General features: G+C 71.0%; 23 protein-coding genes. 12 read left to right on the top strand and 11 right to left on the bottom strand.

Annotation, left to right across the window (positions count from 1 at the left end):
* Positions 1–124 precede the first annotated feature (124 nt).
* From dnaJ to HHX30_RS07715, 4 genes are all read left to right on the top strand, one after another.
* Positions 125–1,303: a molecular chaperone DnaJ gene (gene dnaJ / locus HHX30_RS07730; RefSeq protein WP_169980900.1), complete on the top strand. Its 1,179-nt coding sequence runs from the start codon at positions 125–127 to the stop codon at positions 1,301–1,303.
* 4 nt (positions 1,304–1,307) lie between these two features.
* Positions 1,308–1,655 (top strand): heat shock protein transcriptional repressor HspR, encoded by a 348-nt coding sequence (locus HHX30_RS07725; protein ID WP_142563365.1) that lies wholly within the window; start codon positions 1,308–1,310, stop codon positions 1,653–1,655.
* Positions 1,656–1,678: 23 nt separating this feature from the next.
* The gene (gene clpB / locus HHX30_RS07720; RefSeq protein WP_169980898.1) at positions 1,679–4,270 is read left to right on the top strand and encodes an ATP-dependent chaperone ClpB; all 2,592 of its coding nucleotides are present in this window, start codon (positions 1,679–1,681) and stop codon (positions 4,268–4,270) included.
* Positions 4,271–4,430: 160 nt separating this feature from the next.
* Positions 4,431–5,639, top strand: coding sequence for a hypothetical protein (locus tag HHX30_RS07715; RefSeq protein ID WP_211591740.1), 1,209 nt, complete (start codon positions 4,431–4,433; stop codon positions 5,637–5,639).
* A gap of 267 nt (positions 5,640–5,906) precedes the next feature.
* On the opposite strand, the gene HHX30_RS07710 is transcribed toward HHX30_RS07715, so the two are convergent.
* Positions 5,907–6,446: a hypothetical protein gene (locus HHX30_RS07710; protein ID WP_311922205.1), complete on the bottom strand. Its 540-nt coding sequence runs from the start codon at positions 6,444–6,446 to the stop codon at positions 5,907–5,909.
* 163 nt (positions 6,447–6,609) lie between these two features.
* On the opposite strand from HHX30_RS07710, the gene HHX30_RS07705 reads away from it, so the two are divergent.
* On the top strand, positions 6,610–7,002 hold the full coding sequence (locus HHX30_RS07705; RefSeq protein WP_169980895.1) for a hypothetical protein: 393 nt from the start codon (positions 6,610–6,612) through the stop codon (positions 7,000–7,002).
* A 58-nt stretch (positions 7,003–7,060) separates the two neighbouring features.
* On the opposite strand, the gene HHX30_RS07700 is transcribed toward HHX30_RS07705, so the two are convergent.
* Together HHX30_RS07700 and HHX30_RS07695 are read right to left on the bottom strand one after the other, a co-directional pair.
* Positions 7,061–7,711, bottom strand: coding sequence for a TetR family transcriptional regulator (locus HHX30_RS07700; RefSeq protein WP_169981498.1), 651 nt, complete (start codon positions 7,709–7,711; stop codon positions 7,061–7,063).
* A 197-nt stretch (positions 7,712–7,908) separates the two neighbouring features.
* Positions 7,909–9,000, bottom strand: coding sequence for a CapA family protein (locus HHX30_RS07695; RefSeq protein WP_311922204.1), 1,092 nt, complete (start codon positions 8,998–9,000; stop codon positions 7,909–7,911).
* A 118-nt stretch (positions 9,001–9,118) separates the two neighbouring features.
* Here HHX30_RS07695 and HHX30_RS07690 point away from each other — a divergent pair, with 118 nt between their 5' ends.
* Positions 9,119–9,562, top strand: coding sequence for a Fur family transcriptional regulator (locus tag HHX30_RS07690; protein ID WP_169980891.1), 444 nt, complete (start codon positions 9,119–9,121; stop codon positions 9,560–9,562).
* Positions 9,563–9,672: 110 nt separating this feature from the next.
* A complete protein-coding gene (locus HHX30_RS07685) occupies positions 9,673–11,121 on the top strand; it encodes a catalase (RefSeq protein WP_169980889.1) in 1,449 nt (482 codons plus the stop codon).
* Positions 11,122–11,276: 155 nt separating this feature from the next.
* Here HHX30_RS07685 and HHX30_RS07680 read toward each other — a convergent pair whose 3' ends face one another.
* Complete coding sequence (locus tag HHX30_RS07680) at positions 11,277–11,483, bottom strand: DUF397 domain-containing protein (RefSeq protein WP_030506801.1); 207 nt, start codon at positions 11,481–11,483, stop codon at positions 11,277–11,279.
* Between the two features lie 63 nt (positions 11,484–11,546).
* The gene (locus HHX30_RS07675) at positions 11,547–12,404 is read right to left on the bottom strand and encodes a helix-turn-helix transcriptional regulator (protein ID WP_169980887.1); all 858 of its coding nucleotides are present in this window, start codon (positions 12,402–12,404) and stop codon (positions 11,547–11,549) included.
* A 539-nt stretch (positions 12,405–12,943) separates the two neighbouring features.
* Here HHX30_RS07675 and HHX30_RS07670 point away from each other — a divergent pair.
* The 3 genes from HHX30_RS07670 (at position 12,944) to HHX30_RS07660 (ending at position 14,884) form a co-directional block, all read left to right on the top strand.
* Complete coding sequence (locus HHX30_RS07670; protein WP_169980885.1) at positions 12,944–13,150, top strand: hypothetical protein; 207 nt, start codon at positions 12,944–12,946, stop codon at positions 13,148–13,150.
* Positions 13,151–13,299: 149 nt separating this feature from the next.
* Complete coding sequence (locus HHX30_RS07665) at positions 13,300–13,851, top strand: HD family hydrolase (RefSeq protein WP_169981496.1); 552 nt, start codon at positions 13,300–13,302, stop codon at positions 13,849–13,851.
* 124 nt (positions 13,852–13,975) lie between these two features.
* Complete coding sequence (locus tag HHX30_RS07660; protein ID WP_169980883.1) at positions 13,976–14,884, top strand: Rieske (2Fe-2S) protein; 909 nt, start codon at positions 13,976–13,978, stop codon at positions 14,882–14,884.
* Between the two features lie 83 nt (positions 14,885–14,967).
* On the opposite strand, the gene HHX30_RS07655 is transcribed toward HHX30_RS07660, so the two are convergent.
* Genes HHX30_RS07655 through HHX30_RS07645 form a run of 3 tightly spaced genes read right to left on the bottom strand, consistent with a single transcriptional unit; the run spans position 14,968 to position 16,817 of the window.
* A complete protein-coding gene (locus tag HHX30_RS07655) occupies positions 14,968–15,213 on the bottom strand; it encodes a hypothetical protein (RefSeq protein ID WP_211591737.1) in 246 nt (81 codons plus the stop codon).
* Between the two features lie 6 nt (positions 15,214–15,219).
* Entirely contained in the window at positions 15,220–15,969 is a 750-nt protein-coding gene (locus HHX30_RS07650) for a sulfite exporter TauE/SafE family protein (RefSeq protein WP_169980881.1), read from the bottom strand.
* A 59-nt stretch (positions 15,970–16,028) separates the two neighbouring features.
* Positions 16,029–16,817, bottom strand: a complete 789-nt coding sequence (locus HHX30_RS07645; protein ID WP_169980879.1) for an ABC transporter ATP-binding protein — start codon at positions 16,815–16,817, stop codon at positions 16,029–16,031.
* 64 nt (positions 16,818–16,881) lie between these two features.
* Here HHX30_RS07645 and HHX30_RS07640 point away from each other — a divergent pair, with 64 nt between their 5' ends.
* Positions 16,882–17,613: a hypothetical protein gene (locus HHX30_RS07640; protein WP_310741822.1), complete on the top strand. Its 732-nt coding sequence runs from the start codon at positions 16,882–16,884 to the stop codon at positions 17,611–17,613.
* A 122-nt stretch (positions 17,614–17,735) separates the two neighbouring features.
* Here HHX30_RS07640 and HHX30_RS07635 read toward each other — a convergent pair whose 3' ends face one another.
* Positions 17,736–18,206 (bottom strand): MarR family winged helix-turn-helix transcriptional regulator, encoded by a 471-nt coding sequence (locus tag HHX30_RS07635; protein ID WP_169980875.1) that lies wholly within the window; start codon positions 18,204–18,206, stop codon positions 17,736–17,738.
* 178 nt (positions 18,207–18,384) lie between these two features.
* On the opposite strand from HHX30_RS07635, the gene HHX30_RS07630 reads away from it, so the two are divergent.
* Positions 18,385–19,650, top strand: coding sequence for an amidohydrolase family protein (locus tag HHX30_RS07630; protein ID WP_169980873.1), 1,266 nt, complete (start codon positions 18,385–18,387; stop codon positions 19,648–19,650).
* 21 nt (positions 19,651–19,671) lie between these two features.
* On the opposite strand, the gene HHX30_RS07625 is transcribed toward HHX30_RS07630, so the two are convergent.
* Positions 19,672–20,292, bottom strand: coding sequence for a response regulator transcription factor (locus HHX30_RS07625; RefSeq protein WP_310741821.1), 621 nt, complete (start codon positions 20,290–20,292; stop codon positions 19,672–19,674).
* Positions 20,289–21,440 carry a GAF domain-containing sensor histidine kinase gene (locus HHX30_RS07620; RefSeq protein WP_169980871.1) on the bottom strand — a complete coding sequence of 384 codons (1,152 nt, stop codon included), beginning with the start codon at positions 21,438–21,440 and terminating at the stop codon, positions 20,289–20,291. Before HHX30_RS07620 ends, HHX30_RS07625 begins: the two co-directional genes overlap by 4 nt.
* Between the last annotated feature and the right edge of the window lie 44 nt (positions 21,441–21,484).

Below are 21,484 nucleotides of genomic sequence, written 5' to 3'. Positions count from 1 at the left end.
CCGCGGAGGTCTCTCCCGATCGGCGAAGATCGGGAGAGACCCGCGAGGGCACCCGCGACGACAGCCGCGGGATCGCCCGCGGGACCACTGATTGACTCCCCCTTTCGTGCGAAGGAAGCGATAGATGAGCACCAAGGACTACTTGGAAAAGGACTACTACGCCGTCCTTGGTGTGCCCAAGACCGCGAGCGCCGAGGAGATCAAGAAGGCGTACCGCAAGCTCGCCCGGCAGTACCACCCCGACGCCAACCCGGGGAACAAGGAGGCCGAGGAGAAGTTCAAGGCGGTCTCCGAGGCGTACGACGTGCTGTCCGACGTCAAGCGGCGCAAGGAGTACGACGAGGCGCGCACCCTGTTCGGATCGGGTGTGGGCGGCTTCGCGGGGGCGGGCGGACCGCGCGGTGCCGGGGGCGGCTTCAACTTCGACCTCGGCGACCTGTTCGGCGGCTCGGGGTCGGGCGAGCGGATCGGGGACCTGTTCGGGGGGCTGTTCAACCGGGGCGGCGCGGGCACGGGCACGCGCACGACCAATGCCCGGCCCCGGCGCGGCCAGGACGTCGAATCGGAGGTGACGCTCGCCTTCGGCGAGGCGGTCGACGGCACGACCGTGTCACTCCGGCTCACCAGTTCGGCCGCCTGCACCGCCTGTGGCGGCACGGGGGCGAAGGCGGGCACCACGCCACGGGTCTGCCCGACCTGCGAGGGAACCGGGGCGGCCAGCCGCAACCTCGGCAACTTCGCCTTCTCCGAGCCGTGCCGCGACTGCCGCGGCCGGGGCCTGGTCGTCGACGACCCCTGCCCCGTCTGCGACGGCAGCGGGCGCGGCAAGAGCACCCGTACGATTCAGGCCCGCATCCCGGCGGGGGTCGGCGACGGCCAGCGCATCAGGATCAAGGGCAAGGGCGCGCCCGGTGAGAACGGCGGCCCGGCCGGCGACCTCTACGTGCTGGTCCACGTCAAGCCGCACCCCGTGTTCGGGCGCAGCGGGGAGAACCTGACCGTCACGGTCCCCGTCACCTTCCCCGAGGCCGCGCTCGGCGCCGAGATCAAGGTGCCGACCCTCCGGGGGATGCCGGTGACCCTGCGCATTCCCGAGGGGACGCCCAACGGGCGGACGTTCCGCGTGCGCGGCAGGGGGGCCTCCCGCAAGGACGGCACGAAGGGCGACCTGCTGGTCACCGTGCAGGTCGCGGTGCCCCAGAACCTCGACGACAAGGCTCGCGCGGCCCTCGAGGAGTTCAGGAACGCCACGGAGGGCCCGGACCTTCGCGAAGAGCTCATCAAGCAGGCCAGAAGCGAGTGAGCCGATGGATGCCAGGTTTTTCGACATCTCCGACGACACACCTGTTTATGTGATCTCCGTAGCCGCCCAGCTGTCCGGGCTGCACCCGCAGACGCTCCGCCAGTACGACCGGCTCGGGCTCGTCAGCCCCGGTCGTACGGCCGGGCGGGGGCGGCTGTACTCGACAAGGGACATCGTGCTCCTGCGCGAGGTCCAGCGGCTCTCCCAGGAGCACGGCATCAACCTCGCCGGAATCAAGCGCATCCTCGAACTCGAAACCGAGAACATGCGCCTGCGCGAGGAGGTCACCCGGCTCAGGGGTGAGCTCACGATGTTGCGGGCACTGGTCCGCTACGAACTGCCACCTGCCTGACCGGCGAATCGAGGCATTCACATATGGACTACAAGTTCACGCAGAAGAGCCAGGAGGCCCTGTCCGCGGCCGTCCGGCGCGCCGCGGCGGACGGCAACCCCGAGGTCGCGCCCGCCCACCTGCTGACGACCCTGCTGGCGCAGAACGGCGGCATCGCCGGGTCGCTGCTGCAGGCCGTGGGGGCGGACCCCCGGCGGCTGCGCACCCAGGCGGAGGAGCTGCTCGACCGGCTGCCCAAGGCGCAGGGCTCCACCGTGAGCGCGCCGTCCAGCTCCCGTCAGCTGCACAGCGTGATCAACACCGCCGCCCAGCGGGCCAAGCAACTCGAGGACGAGTACGTCTCGACCGAGCACCTGCTGGTCGGGCTCGCCACCGACGGCGGGCCGGTCGCCGATCTGCTGAAGGCCACGGGCGCCACCCCCGACGCGCTGCTCGAGGCGTTCGAGAAGGTCCGCGGGCACGCCAGGGTGACCAGCGAGACCCCCGAAGACACCTTCCAGGCGCTGGAGAAGTACGGCGTCGACCTCACCGAGCGGGCGCGGTCCGGCAAGCTCGACCCGGTGATCGGCCGCGACAGCGAGATCCGCCGGGTCATCCAGGTGCTGTCGCGCCGCACCAAGAACAACCCCGTGCTGATCGGCGAGCCCGGTGTCGGCAAGACCGCCGTGGTCGAGGGCCTCGCCCAGCGGATCGTCGCCGGCGACGTGCCCGAGAGCCTGCGCAACAAGCGCCTGGTCGCGCTCGACCTCGGCGCGATGGTCGCGGGCGCGAAGTATCGCGGCGAGTTCGAGGAACGCCTCAAGGCCGTGCTCAACGAGATCAAGGAGAGCAACGGCCAGGTCGTGACGTTCATCGACGAGCTGCACACGATGGTCGGCGCGGGCGCCGCCGAGGGCGCGATGGACGCCGGCAACATGCTCAAGCCCATGCTGGCCCGCGGCGAGTTGCGCATGATCGGCGCCACCACGCTCGACGAGTACCGCGAGCGCATCGAGAAGGACCCGGCCCTGGAGCGGCGGTTCCAGCAGGTCTACGTGGGCGAGCCGACGGTCGAGGACACGATCGCGATCCTGCGCGGGCTCAAGGGCCGCTACGAGGCGCATCACCAGGTGCAGATCTCCGACAGCGCCCTGGTCGCCGCCGCCACGCTCTCCGACCGGTACATCACGGCGCGGTTCCTTCCCGACAAGGCGATCGACCTGGTGGACGAGTCGATGTCGCGGCTGCGCATGGAGATCGACTCGCGGCCGGTGGAGATCGACCAGCTCCAGCGGAGCGTGGACCGCCTCAAGATGGAGGAGCTCGCGCTCGCCAAGGAGACCGACGAGGCCAGCCGCCAGCGCCTGGAGAAGCTCCGCGAGGAACTGGCCAACCGGCAGGAGGACCTCAACGCCCTGGTCAGCCGGTGGGAGCGGGAGAAGGCCGGTCTCAACAAGGTCGGCGAGCTGAAGAAGCAGCTCGACGAGGCGCGCGGCGCGGCCGAGCGGGCCCAGCGCGACGGCGACTTCGAGGCCGCGTCCCGGCTCATGTACGGCGACGTCCCGCGTCTGGAGAAGGAGCTCGCGGAGGCCACCAAGGCCGCCGAGACGGCGGAGGCCGAGGCCGAGCCCATGGTGAAGGAGGAGGTCGGCCCCGACGACATCGCCGAGGTCATCTCCTCGTGGACCGGCATTCCCGCGGGACGGCTGCTGGAGGGCGAGACCGCCAAGCTGCTGCGGATGGAGGACGAACTGGGCAGGCGCCTGATCGGCCAGAGCGAGGCGGTCCAGGCCGTCTCCGACGCCGTACGGCGGGCCCGGGCCGGCATCTCCGACCCCGACCGGCCGACCGGCTCGTTCCTGTTCCTCGGCCCCACCGGCGTCGGCAAGACCGAGCTGGCCAAGGCGCTCGCCGAGTTCCTGTTCGACGACGAGCGGGCCATGACCCGCATCGACATGAGCGAGTACGGCGAGAAGCACAGCGTGGCCCGCCTGGTCGGCGCGCCGCCCGGATACGTCGGCTACGAGGAGGGCGGCCAGCTCACCGAGGCCGTGCGGCGCAGGCCCTACACCGTGGTGCTGCTCGACGAGATCGAGAAGGCCCACCCGGAGGTCTTCGACATCCTGCTCCAGGTGCTCGACGACGGCCGGCTCACCGACGGGCAGGGCCGGACGGTCGACTTCCGCAACACGATCCTGATTCTCACCTCGAACATCGGCTCGCAGTTCCTCGTGGATCCCACGATGGAGAACCATGCCAAGCGCGACGCCGTGATGAACGCGGTGCGGGCCTCGTTCAAGCCCGAGTTCCTCAACCGGCTCGACGACATCATCGTGTTCGACGCGCTGGGCACCGAGGAGCTGTCGCAGATCGTGGACCTGCAGGTCACCCGGCTCGCCCGGCGCCTGTCCGACCGGCGGCTCACGCTGACCGTCACGCCCGCGGCCCGCGACTGGCTCGCGCTGACCGGCTACGACCCGTTGTACGGTGCGCGTCCGCTGCGCCGTCTGATCCAGTCGGCGATCGGCGACCGGCTCGCCAAGGAGCTGCTGTCGGGGACCATCCGGGACGGCGACGAGGTAATCGTCGACTTCGACGAGGCAGGAGACACGCTGACGATCCGGCCCGTTCGGTAAGGTCTTCCCCACCATTGGGGCAAGCGCGCCCCGCCCTTCTCCCTCGCTGCTACGTTCGGCGTTCGTCGGACTACCGTACGCGATCAGGGGGACGTGGATGTCCAGGACATCACGAAGTATTCGAGGGCGGTGCGTCGCGCTTGCGGCGGTCACGGCCGGAGTGAGCTGGCTGACCGGGGGCGCGGCGATGGCGAAGGACGGCGCGCTGGCCGACGCCTGCCGGACTCAAAGCCGCGACGTCACAGGCCGCGATGTCACGGACCGTGACGTCCCAGGCCGTGACGTCACGGGCGGGCTGACCTCCCTCGCTCCGGCGGCCGGCGTGCTGAGCATCGCCGACGCTGCCGGAGCGGCCGCCGGTCAGGGGCGCAACTCCCTGCCTACCGGTCCCGCGACGACCACGCGGCCCGTCCCGGCGGCGCTGCCGGCCGTGCCCGGCCCCCGTACTCTGCCGGCCGTGCCGGGTCCCCGTACGCTGCCGGGTGCGATGACCGGCGCGGCCCCCGCGGCGGCCAAGGCCGCGCCTGCCGTCCCCGCTGCGGACGCCAAGACCCTGTTCCCGGCCAGGAGCACCGTGCCCCTCCTCGCCGTCGCACCGGCCAGGCCGAGCGCCGCGAACGCCTGCGCGCCCCAGGCGCTGCGGACCGCGCCGGCCGCCCACGAGCGGGAGCACCCCGTCACGCAGGGGCATCCGAAGAAGGGCCACCGGCATCCGAAGCCGGAGGGCGACCCGGCGGGCGCCGCGTCCCGCGGCGACTCGGCCCGCGGCACGCTGCCGCAGAACCCGGGGGCGCAGAACCAGGGGGCGCAGAACCAGGGGGCGCAGAACACCTCGCCGCACAGGCCGGAGGCACGTAAGCCGGGAGCGCAGAAGCCAGGAGCGCAGAACCAGGGCACGCAGGGCGCTCCGGCGCCCGAGGGCGTCTCCACCAGCAACAGTTCGCAGAGCGCCGCCTCGGGCCAGGAGCAGAGCACGCAGACCTTCCCGGCGCGGGACCGCCGCCACCGCAAGGCACACCATCCCCACAAGCCAGGGCTCGTACCGCCGGCGCAGGCCGCGAACCAGGCGGGTCAGACCGGCCGGCCGGTGGCCGGCACGCGCAACGCCTCCCTGCCGGAGGGCGAGCGCAAGAAGGGCGCCAAGGACAGGCGGCAACGGCACGACGGCGCGCAGGGGACCGCTCCGGTCGTGCGGCCCGACGCGGCGGACGGCCGGCACGTGCCGCGGATGCAGCCGCGCGAGTACCCCAAGGCGGCCGCGGCCCGGCAGAACGGCGACATCACCGCACCGGCCGCCCTCACCAAGGCGACGGGCACACGCGCGGTGACCGACCTGGCCGCCGCGACCGGCAAGAAGCTCCTGCCCTAACCCGCCGTACGTCCCGGACGGGCGTGCGAAGACGGCGGCCGGCGGCCCGGGTTCGACGGCCGGGCCGTACGAGGAACGAGTTCGCCGGGACGGGAGACGAGCACCTGCCGGAGGGGCGCACACCGGCCGCGCTGAGCCGCGCCGCCCCGCCCCCACGCGGCTCCCACCCGGCACCGACCCGCCGGAATACCGAAGACAGCGAGACCCAAGACAGCGAGACTCGAGGGGCCGTGGTTCACGGCCCCTTTTCGCATGGTGCCGAGGGGCTCAGCGGGAGACGTCGAGGAGGGCGTCGAGGTCGTCCTCGGGCAGGCCGAGGTCGACCCGGATGCGGTAGCGGGTGCGCAGCAGGGAGTCGCGAATGCCCGATCCCGCGCCCCCACAGGCCCGGATCCCGTCGGTGGCCCACTCGTGCGCCGCGTCGAGGTCGCCGTACGCCACGAGCGTCTCGGCCACGGTCAGCGCGGTGGCCGGGCTACAGCCACCCGCCCGGATCACGGCGATGACGGCTCTGGCCTCCTCCGGCCGGTCGAGCTCGAACAGCGTGTCGGCGATCCCGGCACGCGGGTCCACCGGCACCTCCCCGCCGTCCTCCATGGCGCTCTGGTAGCGGTCGAGGGCGGTGGCGGGCTGACCGGCCTGGCGCCACTCCTCCGCGGCGAGCACGAGGATCGCCGCCCTCGACATCTCTCCGGACTCGTACCCCTGGGCCAGCGCGTCGAGGCGGCGGGCGAGGGCACCGTGGTCATCGAGCAGCAGGGCCTGTTCGAGCAGTCGATCCACCTGCTCATTTGTCACATGTGCCACAGTGCCGAGGCTACCGATCCCGGCCTGTTTTCGCAGGGCAACATCAGGCATTGCCGAAGCAACAATTAGTACACGTTTGGCTACTATGCGCTTTTCTCGGCAGATAGTCGGGCATATCGCACCCTGCCTGTGCCAATCGAAGCTCGGCGAGGAGCGCTACAGCATGTCCAAGCGGGTGATACTGACTCTCGCCTCCACAACGGTGCTCGCCGCCGTGGTCCCGGGTTTCGCCGGCTTCGTCACGGCGCAGTACGAGGCGCTCGACCATGCCCGCGCCGAGCTGGCCCGGCTGCAGGCCAAGCTGCAGATGATGGAACTCAGGATGGAGCCCGCGGCGGCGCTGGGGTGCCGTACCGACAAGACGGAGAAGGGGCCGAGCCAGACGGACGAGGACGACCAGCGGGAGCTGACGATACCGCCGCGCACCCACACCAGGTCGTGGCAGAACACCGCCTACGTGCAGGGCGGCTCGCCGGGACTGTGGCCCTCGATCGACGTCCCCCGCGGCGTACCCGGCCCCCAGGCACCGGCCGAGCCGCGCCATTCCCGCGACTGAGTCCCCGAGCCGGGCGGCGCCGCGCCCGCGCGTGGCGTCACCCGCGTCACCTGCCGCGTCACCCGCGTCGCGAGACGGCGGAGGCGAGCTGGCGGGACAGGTATCCGCGGACCAGTTGCTTGGCTTCGGCCACGATTCCCGGGTCGCCGTTCGGGTCGTGCCGGAAGGCGAGCTTCAGCACCGCGTCCCCTGCCTCCACGGCGACGGGAATGGCACGGTCCAATTCTTCACTGTCCGCCAGTCCGAATTCGGCGAGGAGAAGCGCGCGGAGCCGCCCGGCGATCACGGTGTTGTTGTCGGCCACGGAGTCGAGGAGGCCGAGATCGAAGACCTCGCCGAAGTGCAGCGAGCGGAATCCGGGCACGCTGCGGTGCATCTCGACGTACTCGTCGATGACGGCGTCGACGGCCTCCCACCAGCCGGCGTAGTCCTCGACCATGAACCGGCGCCCGACCCGCGCCACGAACGACTCGACGTTGCGCCGGGTCAGGGCCTGGCTGAGCGCCCGCTTGTCGGGGAAGAACTGGTAGACCGAACCGATGGCCACCCCGGCCCGCTCGGCCACCCTGGTGGTCGTCAGCGCGTCGTACCCGCCCTCGTCGAGCAACTCGGCGCAGGCGTCGAGCATCCGCTCCACTCTGCGGGCACTGCGACGCTGCGAAGGACGCCGCCGCAGCGGCTCATCGGGATGCGACGAGCGCGGCGACATCCCCTCACCACCCTCACGGCTCCGTTGCTCGACGACGTCACAGTGCTCGACGACACAGTGCTCGACGGCGACGGCGGGACCGCCTGCTTCCCTCACGAACCGGCTGGACACCCACCCATCTTGCCTGTTTCACGCGCGACGGTCAGCGCTAATCGGCCAGTCGTCTGAAATGCGGCAAGAATCCGGTGACTCAGCCGTCAGGAGTCGGCAGGCGCCGCCGACAGACCGGTGCAGCCGCGCAGCGCGCGGTAGGCGCCGAGTGCCTGCTGCTTGGCGCCGCCCGTCGCGGGAATCGGCACGCCGCCGTTGATCCGGGCAGGGGTCCACTGGTCCTTGAGCACCTTCCTGCCGTTGATCGTCAAAGTGAGCACGCCGGTCGCCCCGGTGTCCGGGCCCCAGTTGTAGAAGGCGAAGTTGCCGAGGCCGTACTGCACGTACGCCTGACCGGAGTAGCCGCCGCCCAGCAGGATGTGCGCGTGGCTGCCCACGATCACGTCGGCCCCCGCGGCCACGAGCTTGTCCGCCAGGCTCCGCTGCACCGGCGTCGGGCACTTGACCAGCTCCGTGCCCCAGTGCAGGAACACGATGACGGTGTCGGAGTTCTTGCGGGCCTGCCGTACGGCCCGGATGAGGCGGGGCTCGTTCTTGGCGGAGGCGAGCCCGCCCTTGTCGCCGGCGGCCGTCCAGGACTGGATGAACTGCGAGTCGAGCACCTGGGTGGCGCCGATGATCGACACCCGGTTGCCGTTGACCGTCCTGCGGTAGGGCCGGTATGCCTCGGTCTCGTTCGCGCCGATGCCGATGACGGGGAACTTCGAGGACTTGATCGCCTTGAGCGTGTCGGCCAGGCCGCTCTCCATGTAGTCCATGCCGTGGTTGTTGGCCATCGTGACGACGTCCACCCCGGCGGCCTTGAGCGCGGTGAACGCCGTGGCCGGGGCCCGGAAGGTGAACTGCTTGCCCGGTGCGGGCGTGCCGCCGGTGGTGATGGCCGTCTCGAGGTTGAGCGCCGTGAGGTTGGACCTGCGCAGGACGGCCGCGATCGGGCCGAGCGCCGTACGCGGGTCGGCGTTGAGCCGGTTGCGCAGGACCCCCTCGAAGTGCACGTCGCCGGCGAAGGAGATGGTGAAGGGCCGCCGCTGCGGCGGTTTGGGAGATGGCGTGGAGGTCTCCGTCTCCGGTTGCGGCGCTTCGGGGACGGGCTCGCTCTCGGCCGGGCTGCATCCCGCGACGAGGAGGGGAGCCGCGAGGAGTGCGAGCAGGGACAGGGCGAGGGGCTGACGTCTCACGGCACCTGAGCATGCCATCTTCCGCCGGCATCCGGGGAACCCATGGGAGATCGTGGGGCAAGTAACTGGGATACTTCCTTTACTTGAATCATTCAACTTTGCTGCTAGCGTGGGGGCTGTGGACGATGCCGGGCGCCTTCGCGAGGCCGGACTGCGGGTGACCGCCGCCCGGCTGGCGATCATGCAGACCGTGAGCGACGGCGACCACCTCGACGTGGACGCCATCCATCGCGGTGTGTGCGCACGCGTCGGGCAGGTGTCCCTGCAAGCCGTCTACGACTCGCTGAACGCGTTGCAGCGCGGCGGACTGCTCCGCCGCATCGAGCCCGCGGGCAGCCCGACGCGGTACGAGGCGCGGGTGGGCGACAACCACCACCACCTCGTCTGCCGCCAATGCGGACGAGTCAGGGACGTCGACTGCGCGGTGGGGCACGCGCCGTGCCTGGAGCCGGCGTCGGACGCCGGTTACCTGGTGGACGAGGCGGATGTCATCTACTGGGGTCTGTGCCCGCCGTGCCGGGCCGAGGCCGGCGACGCCCGGCCCGACTCCGCTCACGTCTGAGCTCTCGTGTCCCTGCTTTCCGTTGCCGAAATGACCGCAGCAGAAGTGACCGCAACAGAAGTGGCCGTTCTCGAATGGCCCCGATGAAAGCGACCCCGGAGGACAGCCCCATGACCGACAGGCCCATCACCACCGATGACGCCGGGATCCCGGCCCCCAGTGACGAGTTCTCGCTGTCCGTCGGCCCCAACGGCCCTCTGCTGCTGCAGGACCACTACCTGATCCAGAAGATGGCCCACTTCAACCGGGAGCGGGTCCCCGAGCGCGTGGTGCACGCCAAGGGCGGCGGCGCGTACGGCGTGCTGAAGATCACCGAGGACGTCAGCCAGTACACCAAGGCCACGCTGTTCCAGAAGGGCAGGGAGACCGAGCTGCTCCTGCGGTTCTCCACGGTGGCCGGCGAGCTGGGCAGCGCCGACACGGCGCGCGACCCCCGCGGCTTCGCGCTCAAGTTCTACACCGAGGACGGCAACTACGACCTCGTCGGCAACAACACACCGATCTTCTTCATCCGCGACCCCTCGAAGTTCTCCGACTTCATCCACACCCAGAAGCGCCGCGCCGACAACCACCTGCACGACCACAACATGCAGTGGGACTTCTGGACGCTGTCGCCCGAGTCGGCCCACCAGGTGTCGTTCCTCATGACCGACCGGGGCACGCCGCGCACCTGGCGGCACATGCACGGCTTCGGCTCGCACACCTTCCTCTGGTACAACGCCGCGGGCGAGAAGTTCTGGGTCAAGTACCACTTCAAGACCGAGCAGGGCATCGAGAACTTCACCGACGCCGAGGCCAAGGCGCTGACGGCGGAGGACCCGGACTTCCACATCCGCGACCTCCACACGGCGATCAAAAACGGCGACCACCCGGCGTGGAAGGTCAACGTCCAGATCATGCCGTTCGAGGACGCGGCGGACTACCGGTTCAACCCGTTCGACCTGACCAAGGTCTGGCCGCACTCCGACTACCCGGAGATCACGATCGGCCGGTTCGTGCTGAACCGCAACCCGGAGAACTACTTCGCGGAGATCGAGCAGGCCGCTTTCGAACCCGCCAACCTGGTGCCGGGCATCGCCGCGTCCCCGGACAAGATGCTCCAGGGCCGGCTGTTCTCCTACCCGGACACCCACCGCTACCGCATCGGCGCCAACTACCTGCAGCTCCCGGTGAACCGTCCCAAGTCGCCCGTCCACAGCTACAACAAGGACGGCGCGATGGCGTTCGCCAGCCCGAGCGACCCGCTGTACGCGCCGAACTCCTTCGGCGGCCCGGCCGCCGACCCCTCGCTCTACCGGGGCGAGAACTACCAGATCGCCGGTGAGATCATCCGGAGCGCCTACGTCAGGCACCGCGACGACGACGACTTCGTCCAGCCGCGCGCGCTGTGGGAGAACGTGCTCTCGGACGTCGACCGCGACCACATGGTGGGCAACATCGTCGGCCACGCCTCGGCTCCCGAGGTCACCGCCGACATGAAGAAGCGCGTGGTCGAGTACTGGACCAACGTCCACAAGGACCTCGGCCAGCGCGTCGCCCAGGGGCTCGGCGTCGCCTGACCCCCTTCCCCTCGCGTACGGCTCGCGCCTTCCCGGCGCGGGCCGTATGCGCGTATCCGCCCCTCCCGACGAGGTCGAACGCCTTCGCGTTACGCGTGAGAGCAGCGCCGGGAAAGGCAAGCCTGGCCGCCGAGATGGCCGGCCAGGCCCGAGGACTAAAGGTCGAACTCGCCGTCCTTCACGCCGCCGATGAACGCGTCCCATTCCGCGGAGGTGAAGACGAGGGCGGGACCGTCCTGGTTCTTGCTGTCGCGAACACCCACATGGCCGTCGGGGAGAACGGCGACTTCGACGCACTGGCAGTTGTTAGAGCTCCGGCTGCTCTTCCACCAGGCGGCACCGGACAGGTCAATCGAGTTCATGGACAATGTTTTTCTCCCCCCGGAAATCATGTCGCGCGGGTCTCCGGGGCGGTCTAGAGCTGGCTATCGCCAGTGACGGACAGTTTTCTCCAAGAACCGGCGGGATTCGTCCACGTCGAGGGCCTTCGTCTCCAGATAGTCGAATGCCACCTCGTACCGGTAGACGATCGTCTCGTCCTCGACCAGACGCCCGCCCAGAAGCGCTTCCAAATACACCACGTCGTGGAACTCCGGCAGCTTGAGGTGGCAGAACGCCCCGGTGTTGATCGGGTGGTCCGCGTCGAGCGGAAGGATCCGCAACTCGACGTTCGGCAGTTCCGACACCTCGACCAGCCGCCTGAGCTGTTCCCGCATCACCTCGTGGTCACCGAACCGGCGCAGCAGGACCGACTCCTCCAGGACGGCCGAGATGGCCAGCGGGCTCTCCGCCCTGAGAACCGCCTGCTGGCGCGCCATCCGGACCTCGATCCGGCTGCGGACGTTGCCCGGCGCCTCAAGGGTGCTCCGCTGTCCGCTCTCCATCATGGCTCGGACGTAGGCCTCTGTCTGGAACAGGCCCGGCACCACCTGGGGTTCCCAGTCGCGTGCCGTCGTGGCTTCGGCCTCCAGGCCAAGGAACGTCGTGTATTCCTTGGGCAGGGAGTCGCGGTAATCCTCCCACCAGCCCTTCCGGGTCGCGTCCCGGTGCAGGGCGAGAAGCTCTTGGCGTTGGCCGGAATCTACCATGTAGATCACGAGTAGCGCTTCAACGTCGGCCGTTCTTGGCGAGGTCCGCGCCGTCTCTATTCTGCTGATCTTCGCTGCCGACCAGCCGAGCCGGGCGGCGACCTGGTCGCCCGTCAGATCGGCGCGCTCACGCAACCGGCGTAGTTCCTGCCCCAGGCGCCGTCGGCGGACGGTGGGACTGCCGTGCTCGGGCATCCCCTGCCGACCTCCTTCATCCGGTAAGTCCGGTAAGTCCGGTATTCCGGTGTTCCGGTGGACGCGCGGATGGTGGGCGCGTCCCGGCGGATCGGGCGCACGGGTGAGGAGCGCCCTGTCCGAAGATTACAACGCCCGCTCGTGCAAGTTGCACCGTGATTTGCAGCGCATGCGCACAAGATTCTTGCGGAATTCTTTTCGTCAAGTATTGCAGGGGAATGCGTCCTGAGCCACGATCGATACGGGAAGGGTCTTCCGGATTGTGGGGGCGCCGGCGGTCGCCGGCGAAATACTCCGAGACCCGATTCCCCATCCGGGGCACGCGCCCGGCGAGGGGCGCCGGCCGCTTCGGATGCGCGTGACAACGGGAGGCATCCGGGCCAGTGGGATTTCGACATCCGGCCGGCGTCGCCGGCGCTCGCGTCTGCTGAACAGCGATCACCCGATGGGCCGTTCCCGCGAAGGGGCCGCGCCCTCCGTACGACGAATTCGGAGAACGACGAGATCTCCACTTGGCACCCGTCCGAAAGGAGGGCTCCATGAATCCCCCCGGTGCCGCCTGGTTATCGCTGATCAGAAGCCGGATGACGATGGCCGACCTGGCACTGTGCGCCGACCAGGACAGGTGGGCACGCGAACTGAGGTGGACCGTCAGCCGCACCGGCTTCGGCGCCCGGCACTACCGCGACCCCCGCTTCGACCTCGTACGCGAACTGGAGGAGGTCGGCCGCCTGTTCACCGTCTGACGCGCGGCCGGCGCTCACGGAGCGGCCGCCGACGCGTCCGCGCGGCACGCGCCCGTGAATCAGGCGGAAGGTGATCGTGACCGGTTAGGCTTGCGCGGGTGACGACCGCGCTCATCCACGAACGGCTGCAGTCTCAGCTCGCCTTCCACATGGAGATCGACAAGCTGAAGCGCGTCATCCGCCGGAACTCGCTGATCGACGGCTCGCGCCGGGAGAACGACGCGGAGCACTCATGGCATCTGGCCATGATGGCGATGACCCTGGCGGAGCACGCGCCCCCGGGCACCGACATGTCCAAAGTGGTCGCGATGCTGCTCGTCCACGACATCGTGGAGATCGACGCCGGTGACACCTTCATCTACGACCCCGCCGCCGTCGAGGGGCAGGCCGCCCTCGAACTCGCGGCGGCCGATCGCATCTTCGGGCTGCTCCCGGAGGACCAGGGGACGCGGTTGCGGACGCTGTGGGACGAGTTCGAGGAGCGGCGCACACCGGAGGCGAGGTTCGCCAGGGCGCTCGACCGGCTCGCTCCGATCATCGCGAACCACCACAACGACGGTGGCACCTGGTCTCTCTTCAAGGTGACGGCCGCCCAGGTCATGGAGAAGGTGCGGCTCATCGAGGAGGGGTCGCCCACGCTCGGCGAGTACGCCGCGGGGCTGGTCGCCGCCTCGGTCGCCCAGGGTCATCTGGCGCCCTGATCGGGGTGACGACGCCGAGGGCCGCCGCACGCTCTTCAGCCCGAAACTCGCACATACCGTCTCATGCCTGTCCATGTTCACACCCGTGACGCGGGGGTACGTGATCCCGTGTTAGGGGGCGAACATGGAAGAGACGACCAGGCCGCGTGCGGGCAAGACGGCACGGAGGGTCCCTTCGGCGGAGCTCCTCGACGGGCTCGAGCGGGCCACCGCGCTCGACCGGCCGATCGCCGTCATCTCGAAGAAGGTCCGCCGCAGGCTCGGCCCCGGCAAGCTGCGGGACGTCCTGCACGGCGTGCCCATGGGACACCCGCTGCACCCGGCGCTCGCCGTGACGACCTTCGGCTGTCTGCTGTCGGCCAGCGTGGTGGACATGACCAAGAGCGGCCCACGCGCGGCGCGGACGCTGATCCTCGCGGGACTGGCCAGCGCCGTCCCCACGGTGGCGGCGGGGCTCACCGACTGGTCCACGCTCCACCGGGAGCAGCAGCGCGTGGGTTTCGTGCACGCGATGACCAACGCCACGGCGGCGCTCTGTTACGCCGGCTCTCTCCTCTTACGGTTGAGCGGACGCGAACGGGCCGGGCGCACCCTGGGATACGCGGGCCTCGCGGCGGCCTCGGCGGGCGCGCACCTCGGCAGCCACATGTCCTACCGCCAGGCGGCCGGGGCCAACCACGCGGAGTCGGTCAGCCACCTGATGCCGCTCGGCTGGCACGACCTGTGCGCACTCAAGGACCTGCCCAACGGACGGCCGGTCCGGCGGCGGCTCGGCTACATCGACCTGTTCGTGCTGCGCCTCGGCGACGACGTGAGCGTGCTCGCGGACAACTGCTCCCACCTCGCCGGTCCTCTCCACCAGGGCCGGGTCGCGATGGAGGAGGGCGAGGCCTGCATCGTCTGCCCATGGCACGGCAGCGCCTTCCGCATCTCCGACGGCCGGGTCATGCACGGTCCCGCGACGTCGCGCCAGCCCGCCTTCCAGACCCGGCTGCGGCAGGACGGCGTCATCCAGGTCCGCCCCGCGGAGTGACCGTGCGCCACTGACTTCGCGCCACTCACCCCGCACCGCGCCGACCGTGCGCCGACCATGCCCCGACCATGCCCGGACGCGGCTCAGCCGGTGTCCGGGCCGCGGTCGTCGGCGGGATGTTCCACCAGCGCCAGGACGCGGTTGGACATGAACCTCGCGGTGCGGACGGGAGTGCCCGCCCGCGTGACCTCGCTGACCTCGACCACTCCACGGCCCGTCGTGATCTCGATCCGGCGGCCCGCCCTGGTCGCGACCACCTCGTAGGTGCGCGGGGTTCCGCCCGCATCGATGACGATCTCCACCCGGTCGCCCTTCACAAGGGCAGACATACCCTTTCAGGACACCAGCTTCACTATCGCCACGACACCGACGACAACAATGAATCCCCGCAGCAAGGGCGCGGGCAGCCGACGGCCCACCCGGGCGCCGAGGAATCCGCCGACGGCCGAGCCGAGCGCGACCATCAGCACGGCGGCCCAGTCCACCGGCGCGATGAACGTGAACAGCACCGCCGCGGTGCCGTTCACCAGCAGCGACAGCAGGTTCTTGGCCGCGTTCACCCGTTGCAGGTCCTCGTCGAGGAAGCTGCCGAGCAGGCCGATCAGCACGATCCCCTGGGCGGCGCCGAAGTAGCCGCCGTACATGCCGGCGCCGAGCACGCCCAGCCACAGCCACGGCCCGCCGTGGGGGTGCGGCCTGCGCCGTACGGCGAGCCACTCGTTGATCCTCGGCTGGAACACCACGAGGAGGCAGGCGACCGCGATGAGCACCGGGACGATGACCTTGAACGCCTCCGCGGGCAGCCACAACAGGAGCAGGCCGCCGGCGAACGAACCGATCACCGACGCGACGCCGAGCCGCAGCAGCCGCTCGCGCTGACCCTTGAGCTCGGCGCGGTAGCCGAGCACCCCGGTCACGCCGCCGGGGACGAGCCCGACGTTGTTGGACACGTTAGCGACGATCGGCGGGAAGCCCACGGCCAGCATCGTGGGGAACGTGATGAGCGATCCCGATCCCACGACGGCGTTGATGGCCCCGGCCCCGACACCGGCCGCGAAGACCGCGGCCGCCTCCCACGGCGTCACTCGCACTACTCCCTCGTACGGCTATCCGCCAAGGGTAGGCGGCGGGTTCCGCGAGGAGGTCAGAGGGGACGGGCGTACCAGCGGCCCTCCTGGCCGCGGTCGAGGTGCAACCGCACACCGAACGTCGCGGACAGGTTCTCCGGCGTCATGACCGAGTCGATCGGCCCCTGGGCGACCACCGAGCCGTGCTTGAGCAGCAGCACGTGGGTGAACCCGGGCGGGATTTCCTCGACGTGGTGGGTGACCAGCACCATCGTGGGCGACTTCGGGTCCGTGGCCAGCGCGCCGAGTCGGCGGACCAGATCCTCGCGGCCCGCCACGTCGAGCCCGGCGGCGGGCTCGTCGAGCAGGAGCAGCTCGGGGTCCGGCATGAGCGCCCGGGCGATCTGCACCCGCTTGCGCTCGCCCTCCGACAGCGTCGCGAAGCGCCGCCGGATCAGGTGGGCGCAGCCGAGCTGGTCGATCAGCTCGACCGCCCGGGTGACGTCGTGGGAGTCGTACTCCTCCGTCCACCGGCCGAGGATCGCGTACGACGCGGTGAGCACCAGGTCGATGACCTTCTCGTCCGGCGGGATGCGCTCCGACAGGGCCGCGCTGGCCAGGCCGATCCGGGGCCGCAGGTCGAACACGTCCGCCTGGCCGAGCCGCTCGCCGAGGATCTCGACCGAGCCCTCGGACGGGAACAGCAGCGATGCGGCCACCTGAAGCAACGTCGTCTTCCCCGCGCCGTTGGGCCCGATCACCACCCAGCGCTCGTCCTCCCTGACGCTCCAGTCGATGCCGCGCAGCAGGGCGGCACCGTCCCTGCGGACGGCCACGTCCTGAAGCTGAAGCACCTGACCGCCCATGTGGTCCCCCTCCGTGGTTCGCTGAGATAAAACTATGGCAGTCCGACCACATATCGTGGATCGGGTGCGCACCGATTCACCGATCTCCGCCACGCTCGTCGCCTGGGGCAACGCCTGGCTGGGGGGACACGTGAGCCTGGAGGACGCCCTCGACCGCGTCGAGCGCGAGGCCGGGCCGCAGGTGGTGGCGGCGGACAGCGTCGAGACTCCGCTGCTGGCCTTCCTCGTGGACCGGCGGATCGAGGGGCTCCGCGCGTTCCGGCTGGCCCTGCCCGTTCCCGGCGACCCGCTCGGGCTCACCGGCCCGCCCGTCTTCAACGGCGCCGCCATCGACGCGGGCCAGGCCGCCGTGGCCGTCCTGTCCGGCCGGTGCCTCGGCCTCGTGCCGTCCGACGACCGGCGTGGCTCGTCGTACTCCGGGGTCCGCTGGACGGTGACCGAGACGTCGGCCGCCCCACCCGACGTGCCGTCGCTGGCCGAGGCGGAGCAGGCGCTACGGACCACCATGATGGCCGCCACGGAGGCGCTGCTGGGCGTGGGCGGGCCCGCGCAGGGTTTCCCCGCGCCGGATGCCCTCGACCGCGCCGGCGAGGCCCTCGCGCCCGGCTACCCGGGCAGGGCCCATCGGGTCGGCGCCCTCGCCTCCCGGCTGTCGCTCGCGCTCCGCCTCGCCGACGAGCGGGGGCTCACCTCGGGGCAGGTCGGCGCCCGCGGCCAGGCCCTGCGCGACCTCGACCGGGCCGTACGCCGGGCCCGGGTGGCCGCCCACAACGCCGTCGTCGAGTCACAGGTCTGACCCCCACGCCCGGACCGTGCTCACCGCTTCGCGATCGCCTCGCGAACGGCCGGCACGACGGTCACCGTACGCGCCGGCATGGGCGCGGCCCGGGCCGGCGGGTCGGCGGCCGCGGGCGGCGGCTATCGGGGCGGCTGGAGCGGAGCGGCGGCGCGGTCCACGTTGTCGGCCACGCGCCGGAGCAGCCGGATCAGCTGCTCCGCCTCCTCCTCCGTGAGACCGGCCAGCACGTCCCGTTCTCCCTGCAGCAGCGCCTCGCGCACCAGATCGAGATGGCCCCGCGCCATGTCGGTGACGGAGAAAAGGCTGCCCCGCCGGTCGCGGGGATTGCGCTGCCGGCACACCAGGCCATCGCGCTCCATCCGTGACAGCATCTCGGCCATCGTCGGCTGTTCGACCCGCGCCAGCCGGATCAGGTCCTTCTGCGACAGCGGGCCGCCCTCGGCCAGCATCAGGAGCACGGCGGCGTTGGCCATGCTCAGCCCCAGGGGACGCAGCCGAAGCTCATGGAGGCGGATCACCTTCCTCGACGAGTGGTTGATCCAGAACGCCACATAGCGCTCCGGGGACCACCGCTCCCCCTCGCCCTCCATCGGCGCCTCTTTCCTGCTCGACCGGCCGTCCGGCATGGGACACGACGGCGTCCCACGCGGGACCCCCGTCGGCGCCCGTGCAGAAGGCTACCGACACCGTACGGCGCCAGTTGCATAGGCACCTATGCAAATGTTTACATAGGGCCCTATGCATCGGCCCGACAGACTGGACCCCACCATGAAGAGAACAGTCATCGCCAACGCCCGGGTGTTCGACGGCGAGAGGCCGATCGGCCGGGCGGGGGTGCTCGTCGGCGACGGACGGATCCTCGCCGTGGGCGGGGACACGCCCTCCGACGCCGAGGTCGTCGACGCCACCGGGGCGACCCTTCTCCCCGGCCTGATCGACGCCCACGTCCACACCAGCGAGGACTCCCTCGCGCTCGCCCTGACGTTCGGTGTGACGACGGAACTCGAGATGCAGGGTGGGCACACCCGGCACGGCCGCGTTCACATCGAGGACGACGACACGCTCGCCGACGTCCGGTCCGCCGGCTTCGGTCTCACACCCCCGGGCGGGCATCCCAGCGAACTGTTCCCCGAGGACTTCGACATCCGCCCCTTCGTCGAAGGCGGCCGCCGGGCCTCCGCGCGCAACGGCGGGCCGGGTGACCGGCGGCAGGCGGGCCCTCCCCCGATGCCGCAGGTGACCACCCCCGAGGAGGCGGTGGCCTGGATCCCCCGCCTCGTGGCCTCCGGCTCGGACTACATCAAGTTCATGGTCGACGACGGGACCGTCGAAGGACACCCGGGCCTGCCCATGCTCGACCAGGCGACACTGAACGCCGGCGTCGCCGAGGCCCACCGGCACGGGATGCTCGCCATCGCCCACGCCCTCACCGTCGACGCCACCCGCATGGCCATCGAGGCGGGCGTGGACGGCCTCGCCCACCTGTTCATGGACCGCCCGCACACTCCCGAGATCATCCGGATGATCGCCGCCTCCGGTGCCTTCGTCGTCGCGTGCGTCTGCCTGAACGCCTCGCTGATGGGAATGACGGGCGAGGAACTGGCCGACGACCCGCGGGTGCGCGGCCGTCTCGACGACCGCTGGGACAAGACACTGCGCGGCAGCTTCGACCGCTACCCGCAGGGCAGGCTCGACGACGTGCTGGCGTCCGTCGCGGCCCTGCACGAGGCCGGTGTCGACGTCCTCGCCGGCACCGACACCTCCATCCCCGTGCCGTTCCTCGGCGGGCTGGCCCACGGCGCGAGCGTGCACCACGAACTGCGGTACCTCGTGCGCGCCGGTCTCACCCCGTCCGCGGCGCTCAACGCGGCGACCGCCGCCACCGCGCGGCGGTTCCGGCTGGACGACCGCGGGCGCATCGCCCCGGGGCTGCGCGCCGACCTTCTCCTCGTCGACGGCGATCCCACCACCGACATCGGCGACACCCTGAACATCCGGGCCGTCTGGCGGCGCGGCGCCCGGCTGGCCGGCTGAGCCGGGTGAGCCGGCGCGCGCTCAGGCGAAGCCGTGGCGTACGGCGTAGAGCGCGGCCTGGGTGCGGTCCTGCACGCCGAGCTTCATGAGCACGTTGGAGACGTGGGTCTTGACGGTCTTCTCCGCCACCACCAGCTCGCGGGCGATCTCGCGGTTCGAGCGGCCCGCGGCGAGCAGCCGCAGCACCTCACGCTCCCGGTCGGTCAGCGCGACCGCCGCCCCGCTCTGCTCGCGGCCCGGGCCGGACAGCATCGCCTCGGCGGCCTCCGGTGCGAGCAGGACCTGCCCGCCGTGCACGGCGCGGATCGCCTGGACGAGGGCGCCGGGGTCCACGTCCTTGTAGAGGAAGCCGGCCGCGCCCGCCCGCATGGCGGGGGCCACGTCGCCGCGGTCGCTCACCGACGTGAGGACGATCACGCGCACGTCCCGGCCGGACAGCTCCGTGAGCGCGCCGAGGCCGTCGAGCACCGGCATCTTCAGGTCGAGCAGCAGGACGTCGGGGGCGAGCTCGCCGGTCATCGTCACGGCCTCGGCGCCGTCGGCCGCCTCCCCCACGACGCTGATGTCCTCCTGGATCTCCAGGAACGTGCGCAGGCCCTGCCGTACGACGGGGTGGTCGTCGGCGATGAGCACGCGGATCACGCGGGCACCTCCAGTCGTACGGTCGTGCCGCGGCCGGGCGCGGAGGAGACCGACAACCTGCCGCCGACGGCCTGCGCCCGGTCGCTCATGGACGGCAGGCCGAGGCCGTGCACTCCCGCACCGTCGAGCCCGGTGCTGTCGAACCCCGCGCCGTCGTCGCTCACCTCCAGCACGAGCCCGGCCTCCTCGTGCGCGAGCCGTACGTCGATGCGGGCGGCCCGGGCGTGCCGTACGGCGTTGTGCAGCGCCTCCTGGGCGACCCGGAGCACGGCGACCTCGATCTCCGGCGCCGAATCGGAGCCGGAGTCGCCGGGCGGCTCGCCCTCGGCCGTGAAGGCGACCGTCATGGGGTGCAGCCGGTCGAGGAGGGCCACCTGCTTGCGCAGGCTCTCCACCAGGCCGTGCCGGTCCAGCTCGGGCGGGCGCAGCTCCACGATCACCGCGCGCAGCTCGGTCAGGGCCTCTCCCGCCATCCGCTCGACCCGGTCGATCGCCTCGGCCGCCCGCTCGGGGTCCGTACGGGCGAGCGCGGCGGCGGCCCGCGCGGTCAGCCGCAGCGAGAACAGCTTCTGGCTGACGGCGTCGTGCAGTTCGCGGGCCATGCGGGTGCGTTCCTCGATCACCGTGAGCTCGCGCCCCCGCTCGTAGAGCCGGGCATTGGTGATCGCGATGGCGGCGTGCGCCGCGAACAACGTCAGCAGTTCCTCGTCGGCCTCGCCGAACCCGCCGGGCGTCCGCTTGTTGGACAGGAAGATGATCCCGAGGACCGTGCCGCCATCCATGATCGGTACGCCCAGGAAGTCCTTGAGGATCGGATGGGCCTTCGGCCACCACTCGAACCTGGGGTCCTTGCGGATGTCGGCCAGCCGGACCGGTGCCCCCTCACGCAGCATCGCGCCCAGCATGCCGTGCTGGCGCGGGGTCGGGCCGATGGCCTTCCACTGCTCGTCGGAGATGCCCTCGGCCACGAACTCGGCGAACGCGCCGTCGTCGTCGGGCACGCCGAGCGCGGCGTACTTCGCGTCGAGCAGCCGCGCCGCCGACCGCACGATCACCTGGAGGACCTCCCGGACCGACAGGTGCCGGGTTACGGCGAGCACGGCCGAGCTGACCGCGTGCAGCACCGCGTCGCGGTCCCGTGCGGACACGGCAGCAGGGTCGGCAGCGGGGCCGGCGGCAGGGTCGGCAGCGA

Source organism: Microbispora sp. H10836 (genome assembly GCF_012999525.1).
Taxonomy (GTDB): Bacteria; Actinomycetota; Actinomycetes; order Streptosporangiales; family Streptosporangiaceae; genus Microbispora.
Note: the sequence above shows the minus strand (reverse complement) of the source record. Positions and strands in the feature narration are given on the sequence as shown.